At 32.6% G+C, this 20,490-nt stretch carries 17 protein-coding genes and 1 other RNA gene; 9 read left to right on the top strand and 9 right to left on the bottom strand.

From position 1 onward, the window contains the following. The first annotated feature begins 1 nt into the window (after position 1). Positions 2-826 carry an alpha-1,2-fucosyltransferase gene (locus A5893_RS08230; protein WP_068822051.1) on the top strand — a complete coding sequence of 275 codons (825 nt, stop codon included), beginning with the start codon at positions 2-4 and terminating at the stop codon, positions 824-826. Here A5893_RS08230 and A5893_RS08235 read toward each other — a convergent pair. Continuing rightward, entirely contained in the window at positions 823-1,359 is a 537-nt protein-coding gene (locus A5893_RS08235) for an iron-containing alcohol dehydrogenase (protein ID WP_068822052.1), read from the bottom strand. The genes A5893_RS08230 and A5893_RS08235 overlap by 4 nt on opposite strands. Positions 1,360-1,517: 158 nt before the next feature. Between A5893_RS08235 and A5893_RS08240 the strand changes: the two genes are divergently transcribed. The 4 genes from A5893_RS08240 (at position 1,518) to hemF (ending at position 6,145) form a co-directional block, all read left to right on the top strand. Beyond that, on the top strand, positions 1,518-2,117 hold the full coding sequence (locus A5893_RS08240; protein WP_068822053.1) for a fasciclin domain-containing protein: 600 nt from the start codon (positions 1,518-1,520) through the stop codon (positions 2,115-2,117). 99 nt (positions 2,118-2,216) lie between these two features. Further along, positions 2,217-3,440, top strand: a complete 1,224-nt coding sequence (locus A5893_RS08245; RefSeq protein ID WP_068822054.1) for an MFS transporter — start codon at positions 2,217-2,219, stop codon at positions 3,438-3,440. Continuing rightward, a complete protein-coding gene (locus A5893_RS08250; RefSeq protein WP_232456826.1) occupies positions 3,430-5,226 on the top strand; it encodes a chloride channel protein in 1,797 nt (598 codons plus the stop codon). The genes A5893_RS08245 and A5893_RS08250 overlap by 11 nt, the downstream gene beginning before the upstream one ends. 7 nt (positions 5,227-5,233) lie before the next feature. After that, entirely contained in the window at positions 5,234-6,145 is a 912-nt protein-coding gene (gene hemF, locus A5893_RS08255) for an oxygen-dependent coproporphyrinogen oxidase (protein WP_068822055.1), read from the top strand. A gap of 68 nt (positions 6,146-6,213) precedes the next feature. Here hemF and A5893_RS08260 read toward each other — a convergent pair whose 3' ends face one another. From A5893_RS08260 to rnpB, 4 genes are all read right to left on the bottom strand, one after another. After that, positions 6,214-7,329 carry an AI-2E family transporter gene (locus A5893_RS08260; RefSeq protein ID WP_068822056.1) on the bottom strand — a complete coding sequence of 372 codons (1,116 nt, stop codon included), beginning with the start codon at positions 7,327-7,329 and terminating at the stop codon, positions 6,214-6,216. An 83-nt stretch (positions 7,330-7,412) separates the two neighbouring features. After that, positions 7,413-7,766 (bottom strand): tRNA-binding protein, encoded by a 354-nt coding sequence (locus A5893_RS08265; protein WP_068822057.1) that lies wholly within the window; start codon positions 7,764-7,766, stop codon positions 7,413-7,415. An 80-nt stretch (positions 7,767-7,846) separates the two neighbouring features. Further along, a complete protein-coding gene (locus tag A5893_RS08270; RefSeq protein ID WP_068822058.1) occupies positions 7,847-9,238 on the bottom strand; it encodes a sigma-54-dependent transcriptional regulator in 1,392 nt (463 codons plus the stop codon). Positions 9,239-9,329: 91 nt separating this feature from the next. Continuing rightward, positions 9,330-9,716: RNase P RNA component class A (gene rnpB, locus A5893_RS08275), an RNA gene on the bottom strand. A gap of 150 nt (positions 9,717-9,866) precedes the next feature. Here rnpB and guaB point away from each other — a divergent pair. Continuing rightward, a complete protein-coding gene (guaB, locus tag A5893_RS08280) occupies positions 9,867-11,336 on the top strand; it encodes an IMP dehydrogenase (RefSeq protein WP_068822059.1) in 1,470 nt (489 codons plus the stop codon). 65 nt (positions 11,337-11,401) lie between these two features. Here the strand turns inward: guaB and A5893_RS08285 are convergent, their stop codons facing one another. Then, the gene (locus A5893_RS08285; protein WP_068822060.1) at positions 11,402-11,845 is read right to left on the bottom strand and encodes an RrF2 family transcriptional regulator; all 444 of its coding nucleotides are present in this window, start codon (positions 11,843-11,845) and stop codon (positions 11,402-11,404) included. Positions 11,846-12,157: 312 nt separating this feature from the next. Between A5893_RS08285 and A5893_RS08290 the strand changes: the two genes are divergently transcribed. The 3 genes from A5893_RS08290 (at position 12,158) to A5893_RS08300 (ending at position 16,679) form a co-directional block, all read left to right on the top strand. Beyond that, complete coding sequence (locus A5893_RS08290; protein ID WP_068822127.1) at positions 12,158-15,067, top strand: TonB-dependent receptor; 2,910 nt, start codon at positions 12,158-12,160, stop codon at positions 15,065-15,067. Between the two features lie 98 nt (positions 15,068-15,165). Beyond that, positions 15,166-16,059 carry an aldo/keto reductase gene (locus A5893_RS08295; RefSeq protein ID WP_068822061.1) on the top strand — a complete coding sequence of 298 codons (894 nt, stop codon included), beginning with the start codon at positions 15,166-15,168 and terminating at the stop codon, positions 16,057-16,059. Between the two features lie 32 nt (positions 16,060-16,091). Beyond that, a complete protein-coding gene (locus A5893_RS08300; protein WP_068822062.1) occupies positions 16,092-16,679 on the top strand; it encodes an LOG family protein in 588 nt (195 codons plus the stop codon). Positions 16,680-16,751: 72 nt separating this feature from the next. On the opposite strand, the gene A5893_RS08305 is transcribed toward A5893_RS08300, so the two are convergent. Genes A5893_RS08305 through A5893_RS08315 form a run of 3 tightly spaced genes read right to left on the bottom strand, consistent with a single transcriptional unit; the run spans position 16,752 to position 20,470 of the window. Continuing rightward, positions 16,752-18,212 (bottom strand): cellulose synthase family protein, encoded by a 1,461-nt coding sequence (locus tag A5893_RS08305; RefSeq protein WP_068822063.1) that lies wholly within the window; start codon positions 18,210-18,212, stop codon positions 16,752-16,754. A gap of 15 nt (positions 18,213-18,227) precedes the next feature. Further along, entirely contained in the window at positions 18,228-18,932 is a 705-nt protein-coding gene (locus A5893_RS08310; RefSeq protein WP_068822064.1) for a glycosyltransferase family 2 protein, read from the bottom strand. Continuing rightward, positions 18,932-20,470 carry a 4Fe-4S binding protein gene (locus tag A5893_RS08315; protein WP_068822065.1) on the bottom strand — a complete coding sequence of 513 codons (1,539 nt, stop codon included), beginning with the start codon at positions 20,468-20,470 and terminating at the stop codon, positions 18,932-18,934. Before A5893_RS08315 ends, A5893_RS08310 begins: the two co-directional genes overlap by 1 nt. Positions 20,471-20,490: the final 20 nt, after the last annotated feature.

The following is a 20,490-nucleotide window of genomic DNA, read 5'->3' on the forward strand; positions in this document are numbered from 1 at the left end:
TATGATAGCAATTAGGTTTGATGGACGATTAGGAAATCAATTGTTTCAATATGTATTTCTTAAATATGTTCAGCAAAGAGAGCTCGATAAAAATGTTTTCTTTTCAAATCCTCATCATGCTTACATACAAAAATATTTTGAATTAGAAGGAAATGATAATCTTTTGATGGGTTCAAAAGCATATTCTGCGGTTACACGGATTTTGCCATTCTTATTCAAATTAAAAACGGTCTTTATCCATAATTGGATAGTTCCAAAACCTTTTAAAATAAAAAATAATTCCCTTTACAGGGGATATTTTCAATCAGCTTATTATTATGAGCAATTATCTACTAAACCATCATTTAAATTAAAAAAAGTTTATATAGATGATTTCCAAAATCAATATGGCGAATTGTTTGCTAATCATAAAATTGTAGTGGTACATATCCGCAGAACGGATTATATGAATTACGGCGAAAGAAGAAAACGAGACATTTCTTTACCAATGGAATATTTTAAGGAGCGTTTAAATGCAATTGAAAATTTAGAAAAGTATAAAGTGATTTTTGTGAGCGATGACATGGATCATGTAAGAAGATATTTCCCTGCCCAAACCAATTTTATATTTTCATCAAATAATGAAATCATTGATTTTCAAATTATCCAAAATGCAGACATTAGCATTATTTCTAACAGCACTTTTGCTTGGTGGGCATGTTATTTAAGCCCTAAGGCTAATAAGGTTTATGCACCCAAAAACTGGTTCGGTTTTAAAATAGCAAAGGAGCATCCACGCGGAGTGATGACCGATAAATTTGAATGGTGTGATGTGAATTTTAGCTAAGCTACAACGTAATCCAAATCTAGGAAAGACACTTTAGGAAGGATATAATCAGAAGATAGATTTTTTAGAGTTTTATCTTCTATATCGCAACTAAAAAAAGAAATACTAGAATTCTCGTTTTTTAAAAAACTATTAGTTAGTATGTTAAATATTGGCAAAGCATTATTCGGAACTGTTTTATCATCATTATAAAATACACTGACCGCATGATTAACATAATAACCTACTGCAATAGCTTTAGATATATCCATAATTGACTCACAACCTAAAGCAATAACTAAATTAACTCGTTTATTTTTAGCCAATGCTATCGCATTTTCTGCATCACAAAAACGGGCTTCTTGTTTATCACATTGATAGGTAATATGTTCTATTCCACAAATATTTAATAATGATAAAACTCTGGCGTATAAACCTATAAAAGGAGTGATATTTTTTTCGGTAACGATAATTGCTGTACCTCCAATAAGAGCGCACTCGGTGCAAAGGTGATCAAGTACGTTGTTCCCTACCAAAAACTTATTTTGTTTCATACAATAACATAATACGCTTTTCTCTAAACCTCAAATTATTAAAAATGTTTTTGAGTTAAAGTTTTTAAAATAAAACTTATTTACTAAAAAACTGTTGCAATGATTATAACGTACTACTAATTAGTGAAACAAAAATTAAAACTAAAAAAATTCAAAAAATGAAAAAATCAATTTTAAACTTTGTGATGGCAGCAGCTGTTGTTGCAACATCAATTACTGCATGTAACAGCAACAAGCAAGCAGAAGAAAACAAAGATTCTATGGCAATGGACTCATCAGCAACTGAAATGGACACTATGGCAACTGAAGGTGTTATGGTTGGTGGTGCTATGATGGTTCCGTCTAAAAATATTGTTGAAAACGCAGTGATGTCAAGTGATCATACTACTTTAGTTGCTGCAGTTACAGCAGCAGGTTTAGCAGAAACTTTAAGCGGAACTGGACCATTTACTGTTTTTGCACCAACTAATGAAGCATTTGCTGCACTACCAGCAGGAACTGTTGATAATTTATTAAAGCCTGCTATGAAAGCAGATTTAACTAAAGTTTTAACTTACCACGTAGTTGCAGGTTCTTACAAAGCTGCTGATTTACAAGATGGTATGGAATTAACTACAGTTGAAGGACAAAAACTAAAAGTTTCTATTAAGGACGGTGTAGTTATGGTAGGAGATGCAAAAGTAACAACTGCTGATGTAATTTCTAGCAACGGAGTAACGCATGTAATTGATGCGGTTTTATTACCTCCAACAAAATAATTTCTTTTGATTAATTTTGAAAAGCGTTCCGAAATATTTCGGAACGCTTTTTTTGTTTAGAAGAAATCGTAATTTCATCCCACCTAAACAAACGATTTTATGAATAGTCCAACCATCAATAAAAATATAGTTTTACTGATTGTAGTAGCTTCTCTAGGCTATTTTGTAGATATATATGATTTGGTTTTATTCTCTGTAATTCGGGTACAAAGTTTAAAAGGAATTGGGGTTGCAGATAATGATCTATTATCTGTTGGTGTAAAACTGATTAACTCACAGATGATTGGAATGTTGATTGGTGGTATCCTTTGGGGAATATTAGGTGATAAAATGGGTCGATTAAAAGTATTATTCGGTTCTATTCTAATGTATTCTTTAGCAAATATTGCAAATGGATTTGTTACTGATATTAATACTTATGCAATTATAAGATTTATAGCAGGAGTGGGCTTAGCGGGGGAACTTGGTGCCGGAATCACCTTAGTTGCCGAAACAATGAGCAAAGAAAACAGAGGTTACGGTACCATGATTGTTGCAGCAGTTGGTTTAATGGGAGCTGTTGTTGCAGGATTGGTGGGTGGAGAATTTCAATGGCAAACTGCTTATTTTGTTGGAGGCGGAATGGGTCTTATCCTTTTAGTTTTAAGAATTGGAGTGATGGAATCCTCGCTCTACAAAAATATTGAAGATAAAAAAGTAAGTAAAGGTAATTTTTTAATGCTTTTTAATGATTGGTGTCGGTTTAAAAAATATATTAATTGTACCTTAATTGCCCTACCTACTTGGTTTGTAGTAGGAATTCTAATCACTTTTGCACCAGAATTTGGTAAAGCGATGGGTGCTACAGAACCATTAAGCGCTGGTAAAGGCATATTATTCACATATATAGGAATTTCCTTAGGAGATTTGTTAACAGGTTTCTTAAGCCAGATATTTAAAACTAGAAAAAAGATTGTTGTTATATTTTTATTTGCAACACTTTTTAGTGTTTTATTATTTTTATTTTCTAAAGGAATTTCTGCCAATACATACCATTGGTTATGCGTTCTTTTAGGAATTTCTACAGGTTTTTGGGTAATTTTTGTTACTATTGCAGCCGAGCAATTTGGAACAAATTTAAGATCTACAGTTACCACAACGGTTCCAAATTTTATAAGAGGATCAGTGGTTTTAGTAACATTAAGTTTTGAATGGCTTAAAACTCCTTTTGGTATTATAAATGCCGCTCTAATTGTTGGGGTTTCTACTTTAATTATTGCTTTCGTATCGGTTTATAACCTAGAAGAAACTTACGGAAAAGATTTAGATTACATTGAGGAATAACAAAATCATAAGTGTTTTAAAGCACCATACGCTTTTAATTAAATATCTCCATGATCATTTAAGCAGAAATCAATTTCTTATTTTATCAGGTATTTTAGTAGGAATAACAACTGGTTTCTTAGCTGTTATTTTAAAGTCTATCGTACATAAACTTCATATTATAATAGATGCCCAATTAGAAGTTTTCAACTATCCTTATTTAAATTTATTTCTTCCCTTATTAGGTATTTTATTAACTGTTTGGGTAGTTAAAGTTTTTCTAAACGGAAAAGATGGTAAAGGAATCTCAAATCTTTTGATTGACATTGCCCAACGTTCAGGGATAATGGCGAGGTACAAAATGTATTCTCAGGTTATTGCTAGTGCTTTAACTGTTGGTTTTGGAGGTTCTGCTGGTTTGGAAGGTCCGATAGCCGTGACAGGAGGCGCAGTTGGTTCTAATTTTGCCAGAGTTTATAAGTTAAGTTACAGAGAAAGGATTTTGTTAATAGGTTGCGGAACCGCATCTGGCATTGCAACAGCGTTTAATGCACCTATCACAGGAATGATGTTTGCCATTGAAGTTATTTTGGTTGGCGTAGTATTTTCGGATTTTATTCCTTTAATTATTTCTGCAGTTTGTGGCGCATTAATTTCCAAAATCATTTTAGATGATAGTATTTTATTGGAGTTTAAAAGCCTTGAGGAATTTGATTATCAAAACGTGTTCTACTATATACTCCTTGGAATTTTTACAGGTTTAGTCTCTGTTTATTACTCCAGATCTACTATGAAAATAGAAAATCTGTTTAAGCAACAATTTAAATGGAATGATTATTCTAAAGCAATCTTTGGAGGTTTATTGTTGGCATTTTTGTGTTTTATTTTCCCGCCTTTATTTGGTGAAGGTTACAGCAGTGTAAAAACATTAGCATCCGGAAATGCTCATGATATCATTACAAAAAGTTTTTTTGATATTCCTCAATTGGGTGATTGGGCATTGATCATATTTGTGGGATTAATATTTCTCTTTAAGAGTTTTGCCTATTCACTAACAGTATCTAGCGGTGGTAGCGGAGGTAATTTTGCTCCTTCTTTATTTGCTGGTGCTTTTAGTGGTTACTTTTTTGCAGCAGTTAACAACAAATTAAATATTCACATTTTACCAGTTAGCAATTTTACTTTGGTAGGAATGTGTGGGGTTATCAGTGGTGTGATGTATGCCCCTTTAACGGGGATTTTTTTAATTGCAGAAATTACAGGAGGTTATGATTTAATTTTGCCATTAATGCTGGTATCAACATCGGCTTATGCCATTGCTAAAATTTTTGAACCTTATTCTATGGAGAAAAAGCATTTGGTTGCACAAAAGCAGATTTTCACTGAAGATTATGATCAAAACTTATTAGGATTAATAAAATCTGAAGAAATAATTGATACTGATTTTGAAGTGATTAATTCCAATAGTTCATTAGGCGAGTTGCTAATTTTAATCAGACAATCCAATCGCAACATTATAGTTTGTAAGGATAATAATGATAAATACGTTGGGTTTATTTTGTTTGATAAGGTAAGGAAGGTTTTATTAGATCCAGAATTACAACAAACATTATCAGTTAAAGAGTTGATTTCAAAAACCAAGTTTCAGGTAGACACCGCAGACTCTGTGGTAGAAATTATTAATAAATTTGAAGAAGCAGATTTATGGTATTTGCCAGCTTTTAATAGAGGAGATTTTGTTGGTTTTATCTCTAAAACTAGGTTCTTATCGGCTTATAGAAATAAATTAAGATTAACATTAAGCTAATTTGCTAATGATCAATAAAGAAGAAATTTCTGATGCTTATCAAAATATACAATCTAGTATAGTACAAGGATTAACAGCCTTAGATGGTGGAGCTTTGTTTGAGGAAGAAAATTGGGAACGTCCAGGCGGTGGTGGCGGTAGAAGCAAAGTAATACAAAATGGAGCTTTGATAGAAAAGGGTGGAGTTAATTTTTCTGCCGTCTACGGAAAATTGCCAGAAACTATCAAAAAGGCTTTTAAAACAGATGAAGAAGATTTTTTTGCTACAGGTGTTTCAATAGTTTTACATCCTCACAATCCATGGGTACCCATAATTCATATGAATATCCGTTATTTTGAGATGCAAACCGGAGATGAAACTATGCAATGGTTTGGGGGTGGAATTGATGTAACCCCACATTATGTAATTGAAAAAGATGCCAGATTTTTTCATCAGCATTTAAGAAACACCTGTAATAATTACAGTTTAGATTTTTACCCAAAATTTAAAAAATGGGCCGATGATTATTTTTTCATCAAACATAGAAATGAAACCCGTGGAATTGGTGGTATTTTTTATGATAGGCTTACACCGATTAATACCGAAATATCATGGCAACAAATATTTGAGTTCTCTAAAGCAATAGGTAATTCTTTTCTACCAATCTATGCAGAATTGGTAAAAGAAAACAGAGAGAAACATTTCACTTTAGAAGAAAAGCAATGGCAATATCAACGTAGAAGCCGTTATGCTGAGTTTAATTTAGTTTATGACTCTGGTACAAAATTCGGTTTAGAAACCGATGGAAGAATAGAATCAATTTTAATGAGCATGCCACCTATGGCTTCTTGGGTCTATGATTATAAGGATAATCCACAAAGCTTAGAGGCTAAAACGAATTCTCTATTAAAAAAGGGAATTGATTGGGTAGGTGAATAAATCCACAATCAAAAAAAATGGAAAAACTCAGTATGAGTTTTTCCATTTAAACATATGATAATAAAATATTATCCGCTTACGCCTTTTTCAGTTTTTTCAGCCATATTTTTTATTCCCATTGGATTTCCATCAGGACGTTCATCTCCAAGTAATACCCCCCACTTCTCAAATCCTTCTGCTCTATCGAATATAATCTTGAGGACTGCAATAATGGGCAGTGCTAAAAACATCCCTGATATGCCTGCAAATGTACCCCCGAGCAATATCCCAATAATGGCGCTCAAACTATTAATCTTAACTTTAGAACCAACAATACGAGGCATTAAAATATTATTATCTAAAAACTGAACAACTGCTATTACGATCAAAACTGTAAATATTGGCCAGGTTTCTTGTGTTGAACTGATGGTTAGTAACACACCCATTATGTTTCCTATTAATGCACCTACGTAGGGTATTAAGTTTAATAATGCAAACAAAACTCCAATAAGTAACGCATGTTTAATTCCAATTATCCATAAAATGCCACCTAATAAAACTGTGATGTAAGTTATTTGGATTAATAACCCTAACAAATAACTTTTTATGATTTCTTCCATATCACTCAAACCGTCTTCTACCTTAGGGATTTGAGCCTTATCAAACCACATTATAATAAATTTTAAAATGAGGTTTTTATAGAATAATATCAAATAGATATAAATCGGAAGTAAACCAAAAAAAATAAGCACTCCAGAAATAGAGCCAGCTACACCAGATAATATAGTGCCTGTGTTGGTTAAAATCTTATTGCTTTGTTCCTTAATTATTTCTATCTGTTCTTTAGTGGAGTAATCTGTAAAACCGTTTATCCATTTACTGAGAGAATTTAAATGCACATTCATGTTTTCTTTAATCTGTGGAAAATCTCCGATTAAAATTTGAATTTGTGCAGTGAAAAACCACAATAGCAAAGCGATAAATACTAAGAATACAAGTATTGGAATGATGATAGCAATAGGTTCTGGAAATTTCCTATTTCTGAAAAACCTAAAAATAGGCAATAACATCATACTTAAAAAAAATGCCATTAGTATAGGCATTATAATACCACTTCCTATATAAAAAATGTATCCTATTAAAAATAAGCCTAATAATTCTAATGATCTTTTTGCGGTTCTGGGAAAGTATTTGTCTTGCTCCATATTTGGTTTTCTATTATTTTTTACTTGGAATTGCTAAACTCATGCCAATTAATATGTAAATCAAAATTTATAAAAACTGATTTTTAACTTATCCTCAATCCGTTTTTGACTAAACTATCAGAACTTAATAATATTACGTTTTTATCATCATCAACACTACCTAATACTAAACACTCGCTCATAAAATTAGCGATCTGTTTTATTGGGAAATTAACAACAGCAATTATTTGTTTACCTATTAAGCTTTCAGGTTTATAAAACTTTGTGATTTGAGCAGAAGATTTTTTAACGCCTAACGCTCCGAAATCAATCCAAAGCTTAATTGCAGGATTTTTTACTTCTTCAAATATTTCTGCTTTTATAATAGTTCCGGTTCTGATGTCAATTTTAGAAAAATCATCCCAATTGATTAATAATTTATCAGTTATGTTTTGCATCTATATTTAAATAAGAAAGCTCCAGCATTAAAAGTTTGAATTTAATAATGCTGGAGCTTTTGATTATCGAATTAAAGAATTTATTCGGTTCTTTTTAACCCAAACTTTTCTATTTTACTATAAAGATGACTGCGTTGTATGTCAATATCTTCAGCAGTTTTAGAAACGTTCCAATTATTTTTTTCTAGTTTAAATTTGATGAATTCCATTTCGGCATTGTCTTTAAAATCTTGAAATTTAGAAAAATTATCAAAATCAAAGCCTGAATTTGTATTCTCAATATGATTTGTGGGATTATAAATACTTCCAGTTGGATTAGAAAATGCCCTTACATCATCTTCAGTAATTATTTTCTCACTTAAAATTATCAAACGCTCTATCACGTTACGCAATTCTCTAATGTTTCCTGTCCAAGGCAAAGCTTTAAGTGCTTCATGGGCACCAGCGGTAATTTTCTTTATTGGCATTCCATAATCCGTACAGATTTCCTCACAAAAAGTTTCAGAAAGCATCGTAATATCATCTTTTCTTTCGATTAGAGGAGCAACATGGATATGTATAACATTTAAGCGATGGTATAAATCCATTCTAAAGTTCCCTGCATCAATTTCCTTTAATAAATCTTTATTAGTTGCAGCAATTACCCTCACATTTACTTCAATTTCTTTTTCGCCACCAACACGTGTAATTTTGTTTTCCTGTAATGCTCTTAAAACTTTGGCTTGCGCCGATAAACTCATATCTCCAATTTCATCTAAAAATATGGTTCCACCGCTAGCCTGTTCAAACTTTCCAATTCTTTGTTTGATAGCAGATGTGAATGATCCTTTTTCATGACCAAAAAGCTCAGATTCTATCAATTCTGATGGTATAGCAGCACAGTTAACTTCAATTAAGGTTCCACTTGCCCGGTTGGATTTTTCATGCAACCATCTTGCAACTAATTCTTTTCCACTTCCATTAGCTCCAGTAATTAATACCCTGGCATCTGTAGGTGCAACTCGGTCAATCGTTTCTTTAACTTTAAGTATTGCATTAGAATTACCTAAAATTTCACGAGTTTTAAATTTACTTACCTTTTGTTTAAGTTCTTTGGTCTCGGTTACTAAAACTTTTCGTTCTAAAGCGTTACGTACTGTAATTAAAAGTTTATTAAGATCAGGTGGTTTAGATATAAAATCGAATGCTCCTTTTTTAGAGGCTTCAATTGCAGTTTCTACCGTCCCATGACCAGATATCATGATAAAAGGTACATCCGGATGGCTTTGTTGAGCAGAAGTTAAAACTTCCATTCCATCCATTCTATTCATTTTAATATCGCACAATACTAAATCGTATCCGATATTTTTAATCATTTCTAAGCCATCAGTTCCATTATCAATGTCATCAACTTTATAGTCTTCATATTCTAAGATTTCACGTAATGTATTCCTAATTGCTCGTTCATCATCAATGATTAAAATTTTAGCCATAGTTTGTTTAAGGTTTGAAATTGTATACAAATATAGACGGTTTTTAAAACAAAAAAAGTCCTGTAATTAATTACAAGACTTTCAAATGCTTAAAAAATGCAAATTTGTAAGCCGGGTTCTGTCATCCTGAATTAATCAGTATGTCTCTATCATTTATCTTGCCATAACATTGCTATTATGATCTAACGACCTACCCATCTCGATATTGAATAAACAATTGGAACGGGACGCTCCAGAATCGAGACTTATTTGGTCTTTCAACCCCTGAGGTTTACCACGATGCATGTCGCCATACAAAGTCGTGAGCTCTTACCTCACATTTTCACCTTTTCCGATAATTGCTTATCGGTAGTTTATTTTCTGTAGCACTTTCTGTCGCCAATAAATAGCGCCTTCCCGTTAGGAAGCAAGGTACCCTGTGTTGCCCGGACTTTCCTCTCTCCGCATTAATGCGAACAGCGATAGAGCAATTTGCGTTGTAAAGGTAGGGATTTAATATTTCTGGATGTTGAGGTTACATGATATTTAAAATTAACAATCATTTAATATCTCTATCAAACTTTAATCAAAATAAAACCAAAAAAAATCTATCTTTGTGCGGCAAATAGAGTACCCTAATTTATTTGCTATGCAACTTGATCCCACAAAATTTTTAGCCGACGGTTTAACTTATGACGATGTACTTTTAGTACCCGCTTATTCTGAAGTTTTGCCCCGCGAAGTAGATACTTCCAGTTATTTAACCAAAAAAATAAAATTGAATGTTCCTATTGTTTCAGCAGCAATGGATACCGTTACCGATTCTAATTTAGCGATTGCAATTGCCCAAGCCGGTGGAATCGGCATGATTCATAAAAACATGAGCATTCAGGCTCAAGCCGATGAAATACGCAGAGTTAAACGTTCTGAAAGTGGAATGATTCAAGATCCCGTAGTTTTACATAAAGACGCTTTAGTTGGCGATGCTTTTAAAATTATGAGGGAATATAGAATTGGAGGTATTCCAGTGGTTTCTGAAGACAATGTTTTAGTTGGGATAATTACTAATCGTGATTTAAGATTCCAAAAAAATATGTCGCAAAAAATTTCTGAGGTTATGACTTCAGAAAATTTGATTACTGCACCAGAAGGAACAGATTTAGCACAAGCAGAATTAATTTTACAAGATTACAAAATCGAAAAACTACCGGTTGTAAATGCTCATGGAAAACTAAGTGGTTTAATCACTTTTAAGGATATTCAAAAATTCAAAAATTTTCCACAAGCTTGTAAAGATGAGCATGGTAGATTAAGAGTTGGAGGCGCCGTTGGTGTAACTCATGATACGATGGAAAGGGTAGATGCTTTGGTTAAGGCAGGAGTAGATGTTATTGCTATTGATACCGCTCACGGACATTCTAAAGGAGTGATTAATCAATTGATTGCAGTTAAAGCTAAATATCCAGATTTACAGGTAATTGCCGGAAACGTGGCAACCGCCGCTGGCGCAAAAGCATTAGCAGATGCAGGTGCTGACGGTGTAAAAGTTGGAATTGGACCTGGTTCTATTTGTACCACAAGAATTATTGCTGGAGTTGGAGTTCCACAATTATATGCTGTTTATGAAGCTGCAAAAGGTTTGCAGGGAACAGGCGTTCCGGTTATCGCAGATGGTGGCATAAAATATACTGGTGATATCGCAAAAGCAATTGCCGCAGGCGCAAGTTCTATTATGGCAGGTTCTTTATTTGCCGGTGTAGAAGAATCTCCGGGAGAGACTATCATTTACGAAGGAAGAAAATTTAAATCTTATCGTGGTATGGGTTCTGTTGAAGCGATGGAATCTGGTTCTAAAGACCGTTATTTCCAGGATGTAGAAGATGATATTAAAAAATTAGTTCCGGAAGGAATTGTTGGCCGAGTACCTTACAAAGGAACATTAGCTGAAGTGATGCACCAATTGTTAGGTGGGTTAAAAGCAAGCATGGGTTATTGCGGTGCTAAAGATATTGATGCTCTACAAAATGCTCAATTTGTTAGAATTACAGCTTCAGGAATAAGAGAATCTCACCCTCATGATATTACCATTACTAAAGAAGCTCCGAACTACAGTAGATAATAATTTTGATTTATGGAATGAGTGGATGATAGAATAATTAATCCTTCTAAAATTCATTCATTCTCTTATTCATTATTTTCATTTTCCATTTCCACTTCTTTTTTTAGCAAATCAGCAATACTGGTATTTCCTAAAATATCGATAGAAGCATCCCTCACTTTTTGCATCATCTTTCTGATACTACAGGTAAGTTCATCTTTACATTCTTCACACCGTTGATAAAAATTTATACTCACACAAGGATATAAAGCAATTGGGCCATCCAAAATTCTAATAATTTCTAAAACTTTTATTTCATCTGAATTTTGCATCAAAAAATAACCTCCGCCAGCACCCATTTTACTATTTAAAACCTTGGCTCGTTTTAAATCTAGTAAAATAGATTCAAGAAATCTTTTTGGTAAATTTTCTTGATTTGCAATTTCTGCAATTAACATAGGCTTATTATCCTTACTTCCCGCAAGGGCAATTAAAGCTTTGATGGCATATTTTGTTTTTTTGGTAATCAAATGATAATCCGTTTGATATCAAAAATAGCATCTTTTATCTAATAATTTTTTAATCAAATTAAAAATCTGTTTATGAGAACATTACCAAAATAAAACACACAAATTTCTTATTAATCTACTAAATCAGTAGATTTTATATTTTATTATAAAATAATGTTCGTATTATTGTCGACTAAATTAGTAGACTTTAAATATGATACTTAAAATTGCTCATCGTTTAACAGAAATATCTTACAGAAGCGGTCGATGTTGTTGATGTCAATTAATCTAAAAAAGCAAATCAATAGCATTAAAAATCTTAAAAAATCAAAAATGAAACACGCTTACTTTACACTTTTTATTATTCTAATAACCTTGGGTGCAAAAGCACAAGGAAACAATTTCATCATCATTTCCGGAACAATCATCAATCAAGAAGACCTGCTTCCGTTGCCGGGAGCAAGTGTTAGCATTAAAAATACAGTGAACGGAACTTCAACTGATGCAAATGGTAAATTCCAATTGCGTACAAAAGCAGTTTATCCTTTTAGTTTGATAGTAACAAGCTTAGGGTTCAAATCACAAGAATTTGAAATTAAAGGACCGGGTTCTGAATTAAAAATCGCATTGATAACTCAATCTCAATTGGGCCAAGAGGTTGTTGTAACTGCTTCTAGAGTAGAAGAAAGTATCTTAAAATCGCCAGTGGCAATAGAAAAATTAGACATTAGGGCAATAAGAGAATCCCCTGCTCCAAGTTTTTATGATGCTCTGGAAAATGTAAAAGGCGTACAGATGACAACATCAAGTTTAACTTTTAAAGTGCCTAATACACGTGGATTTAACATTCCAAATAATTTTAGGTTTGTACAATTAGTGGATGGGGTTGATATGCAAGCTGGAACTTTAGGCGTTCCACTGGGAAATGCAATTGGCCCTACAGAACTCGATATCGCTAGCGTAGAAATTACACCAGGAGCAGCTTCTGCTTTATATGGGATGAATGCCATAAACGGAATGGCGAATTTATTGACTAAAAGTCCGTTTTATTATCAAGGGCTTAGTGTTTATCAAAAAACAGGACTAAACCATGTTGGTGGTGGAACTGGTAGAGATTTAAGCGCTCTTACAGAAACCGCAGTTAGGTATGCTAAGGCATTTAACAATAAAATAGCATTTAAATTTAACGTAGATTATTTGAGGGGAACGGATTGGCTATCTAACACAACTACCAATCAAAACCCTAATAGCTTAAATACTGCAAACCCAAAATTTCCTGAATTAAATGCAGATGCCGATAATCCTGCTTATGATGCATGGAATAAATATGGGGATGATAATGGTAGCAATGCAGTTACGTTGAGTGGTTTAAACATTCCTGGGAGATCTGGAAATCAAAGTATTTTAGTGAGACGAACTGGATATTGGGAAAAAGATGTTACCAATCCTAAAGTAGATAATATAAAATTTGATGCTGCTTTACACTACCGTTTTAATGAAAATGCAGAATTATCCTATAGCTATCGCTATGGTAAATTAGATGGTCTTTTTCAACGAGGAAATAAAATCCAGATGGATAATGTAAACGTTCAAAACCATAAACTAGAATTAAAAGGGACTCATTATTTTGTAAAATCTTACGTGTCTATAGAAAATACTGGAGACTCTTATAACATAAAGCCTTTAGTAGATAATCTAGAAATTTCTAGTGGAGGTACAAATAGCGTTTGGGGGGCAAAATATAAAACAGCATTACAAAATGCGCTAAACTCAGGAACTTTGTTGGTAGAGGCCTTAAAAATAGGAAGAGCAGCTGCAGATGCAAGTAGAGTAGAACCTGGAACACCAGCTTTTAATAATTTAAAAAACACCATCATTGGTATTAATAATTGGGATAATGGAGCAGTGATTACAGGTGCGCCAGCAACAGGTGGTGCTGCATTAAGTCAAAGGAGTAGGACTTACCATACTGATGCACAGTGGGATTTATCTGATAAAGTAAAATATTTTGATTTATTAATTGGTGGAGATGCCAGGATTTATGAAGTTATCCCGGATGGGAATAACTTTGTTGATTTTTCTAGACCTGTAGCAGATAGAAATACACCTTTAGCCGATGGAACTTTTGGTAGTAATGTTTACTACAAAAAGTTTGGTGGATTTGCGCAGGTTACCAAAACCTTTTTTGAGGAAAAATTGAAACTTTTTGGCTCTTTAAGGTTAGATTATAATCCAGAATTCCAAGCTAAATTTAACCCAAGAATTGCAGCAGTTTATACAGTTGCAGAAAAACATAATTTTAGATTATCAGTACAAAATGGCTATAGATTCCCTGCATTATTTGAGGCCTTATCTTTTGTAAATAACGGAAATGTGAGAAGGGTTGGAGGGTTATCATATATTAACCAAGGTTTAAATTATTTAGACAATTCTTACACATTAGCATCAAGTGATGTTTTTAATGCAGCTTTAAACGCAGATGTGGCTTCTGGCCTAACACAACAACAAGCGGCGCTAAAAAACAGAAATTTATTAGAGATTACCAATCTTTCTGCAACCAGACCAGAGCGTATCAACTCTTTAGAAGCAGGTTACAAAAGCGTATTGCTTGATAATAAATTAGTGGTAGATCTTGATGCTTATTTAAACCAATACGATGGTTTTTTGGGTCAGGTAGAAGTTTCCGTTCCTTACACTACCAACTTTGGTCAACAAGTTTCTGTTGGTTCTGATGAAGCTGTTTATGCAATGATTAGGGCAAATCGAGATAGACAGCAAACAAGATATCGTGTTTACACAAATGCTAAAAACAAGTACAATAATTACGGTTCATCTTTAGGCTTAACCTTTAATTTCTATCAAAAATATACCGTTTCGGGAAGCATAAGCTATAACGCTATTTCTGAAAATAAACAAAAAGATGTTTTTGTAACTGGATTTAATACACCAAATTGGTCGACAAATTTTTCATTTGGTAATCGAGAAATTGCTAAAAACCTAGGATTTAACTTAGTTTGGAAATGGCAAAATGCTTTTTTATGGGAAAGCCCTTTGGTTAACGGCGAAGTGAACGCATTCAATACTTTTGATGCTCAATTCACCTATAAAATACCTCAAGCAAAAGCAAGTATTAAAGCAGGCGGAACGGATATTTTAAATACTAAATATGTTCAATATGCAGGTGGACCAACTTTAGGTGCATTATATTATGTGGCCGTAACCTTTGATGGATTGCTAAAGTAGAATTACATAAATTATTTACTGATTTAAATTTAAATTAACAGATTAATAAATAAAATACTAAATTCAGTATATAACTCATTACCCTTATAATTAATTAAATGGAAAAAATATATTTAAGTGATGCAGGTCCAAAAGTTTCACCAGCTGTTTACGGTTTTTACCGATGGAACGATTTAGGAACTGAGCTTCCTCAAAAAATGGAAGAGATTTTTAATTTTTGTTTTGATCTAGGCATAAATACTTTTGACCACGCAGATATTTATGGCAATTATTCTTGTGAAGAGGAGTTTGGAAAGCTAATCCAAAGAAGTTCTGTAAAAAGAGAAGACCTTGTTTTATTTACAAAATGCGGTTTATGCGAACCTCATTCCTCAAAGCCAAATATTAAAACCCGCTATTTGGATTCATCTGCAAAGCATATTAATGAGTGTTTACATCAGTCGTTAAAAAATTTAAAAACAGATTATGTGGATGTTTTCTTATTGAACAATTTAGATCCAATTGCAGATTTAGAAGAAACAGCAGCACAACTATTAAAGTTAAAACAAGAGGGTAAAATTAAAACTGTTGGGTTAAGTAATTTTAATGTTTTTCAGCATCAATTGCTTTCATCCTATCTAAAATTGCCTATAGTTACCAATCATGTCGAGCTGAATTTACTAAATACAAATGCTTTAGAAAACGGTCAGATAGATTATATGAAACAAAAATATATGCGTCCGTTTGCGTTGGCTCCATTAGCAGAAGGTAGGATTGCTACTGGTATGGATTTATCTGAAGTTGTGATTAGGGAGAAATTAAATATTTTAGCAGAAAAATATAATACTAATATAGAATCTGTTGCGGTTGCCTGGCTTTTAAAACTTGGTGCATTACCATTAATTGGTACCAGAAATAAGGACAGGATTAAAAATATAGTTGCCGCTTTTGATATAGAATTAGACCGTCAGGATTGGCATAACCTTTATAATAGTACCAGATTATCAAGATAATTTTGAATGTTTTAAACCTAATAATAAAATAAATGATTAAATCCCTTTGTGTTTATTGCGGTTCTAATTTTAACGGAGACCCTCATCTTAAACAAGCTGTAGAAATATTAGCTAAAGAAATGGCCGATAATAATATAAAATTGATTTTTGGAGGAGGAAGCGTTGGTGTAATGGGTTTAATTGCAGATGCAATATTAAAAAATGGGGGAGAAGCTATTGGTATTATCCCTCAATTTTTAATGGATAAAGAAGTTGGTCATAAAGGTTTAACCGAGATGATTGTTACTGAAAACATGCATCAGCGTAAGCAAAAAATGGCCGATTTATCTGATGGATTTTTAATTTTACCAGGAGGTTTTGGAACATTAGAAGAATTTTTTGAGGTACTTACCTGGCTTCAATTAGGTTTACACAAAAAAGCAATTGGAGTTTTAAATGTTGGTGGATTTTACGATTTCCTGTTTAAACAAATGGATGTAATGGTTGAGCAACGTTTCTTGAAACAAATAAATAGAGATTTGGTAATTGATGAAAGTGATCCAATAATCATCATTAAAAAAATGAATGAATTTGTAGCCAAACCTGATGAAGTGTGGTTTAAGGACAGGAATTTAATTTGAGGTTATAGCGAAAAATCATATTAATTATAAACAGATTATTTCGACGTTGATACTCCTGGCAATAACAAATTGCTAAACTTTTTTAAGACTATGCTTAAATGAGTAAAAGGTTAAAATCCCAAATCCTGAAAAAAGCATGAGGTGAAAGGGAAATAAAGCAAAATCCTTAAAATAAAACGCCGATATTAAGCCAAAAGCGAAATAAATAAATAAGGCAAACTCTAAAAAAAATGCTTTTGGTAAAATCCGTTTTACGTAAATATTCTCTTCAAAATTTTGCTTTAAATCTGTAATGTTAAATTTTGGTGTCCTTATAAAATCTGATTTAAAGCCAAATAATCCTTCTAAAACCGCCATAGAGTTATGGAAACTTAATGCCATAGAAACCGATAAAAACATAGGATATAGTTTAGCAAAAGTTTTTATATTTTCTTTTTTAGAGATGCTGGCAACAATGTAAAACACCGTTATGATTATAAATCCTAATAGAAAAAAAGTCATTAAATTAAAATAGGTTGGGCTTATTTCATTATAACTCTTAATCACTAAAACAGGAACACTTAAAATACTGGTAATAAAAACAAAGATGAACACATAAGAGTTCATGAGGTGTAACGTTCCAAAAATTTTCTTTTTTAAACCAACGTCCGCCCTCCAAATTTCCTTAATCATTTTTTTAGAGGTCTCAATAGCTCCTTTGGTCCAACGATGTTGCTGAGAACGCAAAGCATTAGATTCTACAGGTAACTCAGCTGGTGTTACTACGTTTTCTACATAAGTAAATTCCCATCCTTTTAATTGCGCTCTATAGCTCAAATCTAAATCTTCCGTTAGCGTGTCATGTTGCCAACCACCAGCTTCGGTAATGCACTGTTTACGCCAAATTCCTGCAGTGCCGTTAAAATTCATGAACAAATTGGCTTTATTTCTCCCTGTTTGCTCTACTGTAAAATGCCCATCTAAACCAAAAGCTTGAATTTTAGTTAATAAAGAATAATCATTATTGATATGTCCCCACCGGCTTTGAACCATGCCTATATTTGGTTGGTTAAAATAGGGAATCAATTTTTTTAGAAAATCTTTTTCAGGCAGAAAATCGGCATCAAAAATTGCAATAAACTCGCCTTTGGCAATATTTAAACCGAATTGTAAAGCCCCAGCTTTAAAACCAGTATTTTTTTCTCTTTTAATATGAACAATATCAAAACCTAAAACTTTCATTTTATTGATGATATTTTCGGTCTCAATTAAAGATAAATCTGTAGAGTCATCCAAAACTTGAATTTCTAATTTATCTTTTGGATAATTGAGGGTGCATACAGACTTTATTAATCGCTCTACAACATATAATTCATTAAAAAGTGGAAGTTGTACGGTTACAAATGGAATTATAGGAGGCATAACAGGGACGACATCCGTTTTTCTTTTTGATCTTAAATAAGAAAAAATAAGGTATGCTTGCCCTATACTAAATATAAATATAATACTTAGTGAAAGTGTATAAAGTGCTAATATGGTAATTTGCCAAATCATTTTAGAATTGCAAAATTACAAGTTTTTAAATATCATCCAGATTATTTTATATCCTGCCAAAACTACGCCTTTTAAAGTTCCTGATACCTTGCTTACACCAATTCTTTTTCTGTATTTAACAGGTACTTCTACACAACGTAAATTAAGTTTAGCGGCTTTTATTTGCATCTCTACTGTCCACCCGTAAGTTTTATCCTGCATATTTATAACAGATAAATTGCCCCAAGTTATTGCTCTAAACGGGCCTAAATCGGTAAATTTAACCTTATAAAATAAATCAATTAATCTTGTGGCTAACCAATTCCCAAATTCTTGAGGCAAAGTCATAGAACCTTTTTCTTTGATTCCTAAAGCTCTTGAACCAATTACTAAATCAGCCTTGTTTTTTTCGATAGGAGCGATAATTTCTTTTATTTCTTCTGGATAATCAGAATAATCGCCATCTATAAATACAATGATATCTTGTGGTTTTACTTTGTTTTTTAAATATTCTATCCCTTTTAAACAAGCATTTCCATAACCAGCATCACTTGCGTTAACTACTGTTGCACCAGCATTTTTAGCTTCTAAAGCAGTATTATCTTTAGAATTGTTGTTACTAACGATAATTTCCTTAACTAAATTTTTTGGGATATCATTAATGACTTTGGCTATAGATTTCTCTTCATTGTAAGCCGGAATAATTACATAAATATTCCTTTCAGATATATTATCTATCATTAAAATGCTTTTTCTTCTGGTCTAATGTAAGCATCAAACCTTCCTTCTTCGGCTAAATTCTCTAACTTTAAAACTCCTCTTGGGCAAACGGCTGCGCATATTCCACAACCAACACATGAAGAGCGAATAATATTTTCGCCATTTTGTGCGTAAGCTCTTACATCAATTCCCATTTCGCAATAGGTGGAGCAATTGCCGCAAGAAATACATTGAGCTCCATTAGTCGTAATTCTAAATCTCGATTTAAAGCGTTGAACAATTCCTAAATATGCAGCTAAAGGGCACCCAAATCTACACCAAACCCTACTTCCCATTACTGGATAAAAACCTGTTCCTATTGCCCCGGCAAACATAAATCCAATACCAAATGAGTAAGTCTGACGGATAGAATAAGTATCTATTCCTAATAGTTTCGGAGAACCAGTAAAAAAGGTATATAAGACAGCGATTGTCATTACAACTGCAAAAACTAAAACGCTATGCACAATAATCCTTTCAAATTTCCAGGCTTTTAAAGATTTATCTGATAGTTGGCGAAAAGGATCTCCTAAAGTTTCTGCTAATCCACCGCAACCACAAACCCAACTGCAATACCATCTTTTCCCGAAGAAATAAACCATTACTGGTACGCCAACAATAATTAAAAATATACCCCAGCCCAACATCCAATAACCTAACATTCCGTTTGATGTTAATTCTGTTAATCTATAATCAAAAAAGAAGGTATAATCTAAGGGCCAAATATTTTTAAAATCCATAGATGGTAACTGTAGATTTGTTAAAATATTCGGAATCATGAAGGCAAAAGCTATCTGGAAAAACAATACCGAAGTAGTTCTTAATAATTGATAATTATTGTTTCTGTATTTTATGTACATTCTAACACTCATAACAGACATCACCAGGCAATATAAAAATCCATATAAGAACCATTGCGACGAATTGCCTCCTGTTAAAGTATTACTTAATCCATCCATTAATAAAACCCAATTGCTTAAATAAGCTGGTTTTTGATAAAGAAAGATGTAAAAAATAATTAAAAACGCAGCAAAACAAAAAGCAATTATTCCACGACTTGTAATTCCTCTTTTAAAAATATAATCGTTTTTAATACCAGCTACTGGCTTAATAAAAAGTGCTGGAACCATATACATAATTCCTCCTAATGCACTAATTAAAAAGCAGATAATAAACAAAAGAGTGCTGTTATCTTTAACAAAACCAATGCTACTACTCTTGGTGATATCTAAAATTTTATTATCATTAATTACTTTATCCCATTCTTTTTTGTCTCTAAAATCCTTGTTTGCATCATCAAAAGCTTTGTTGTAATCATTAAAGAACGCTACGTTACTATTGTATTCTTTATCAAAAACATCTTTCAAAGCTGGTTTTAAAACTTTTTGTTGGTTTACGTCAGAAAAATTCTCTGTAAACGTTTTTTCGGTTAACTTATATTTCCCTAAAAATGGTAAAGAAAGAAAAACTGCAAAACAGATTAAGAATATGGTTAAACCGATATTACGGATAATTTTCATGTTTAATTATTATAAACTAA

Origin of the sequence: Pedobacter psychrophilus, assembly GCF_001652725.1 — a bacterium.
GTDB classification, from domain to species: Bacteria; Bacteroidota; Bacteroidia; order Sphingobacteriales; family Sphingobacteriaceae; genus Pseudopedobacter; species Pseudopedobacter psychrophilus.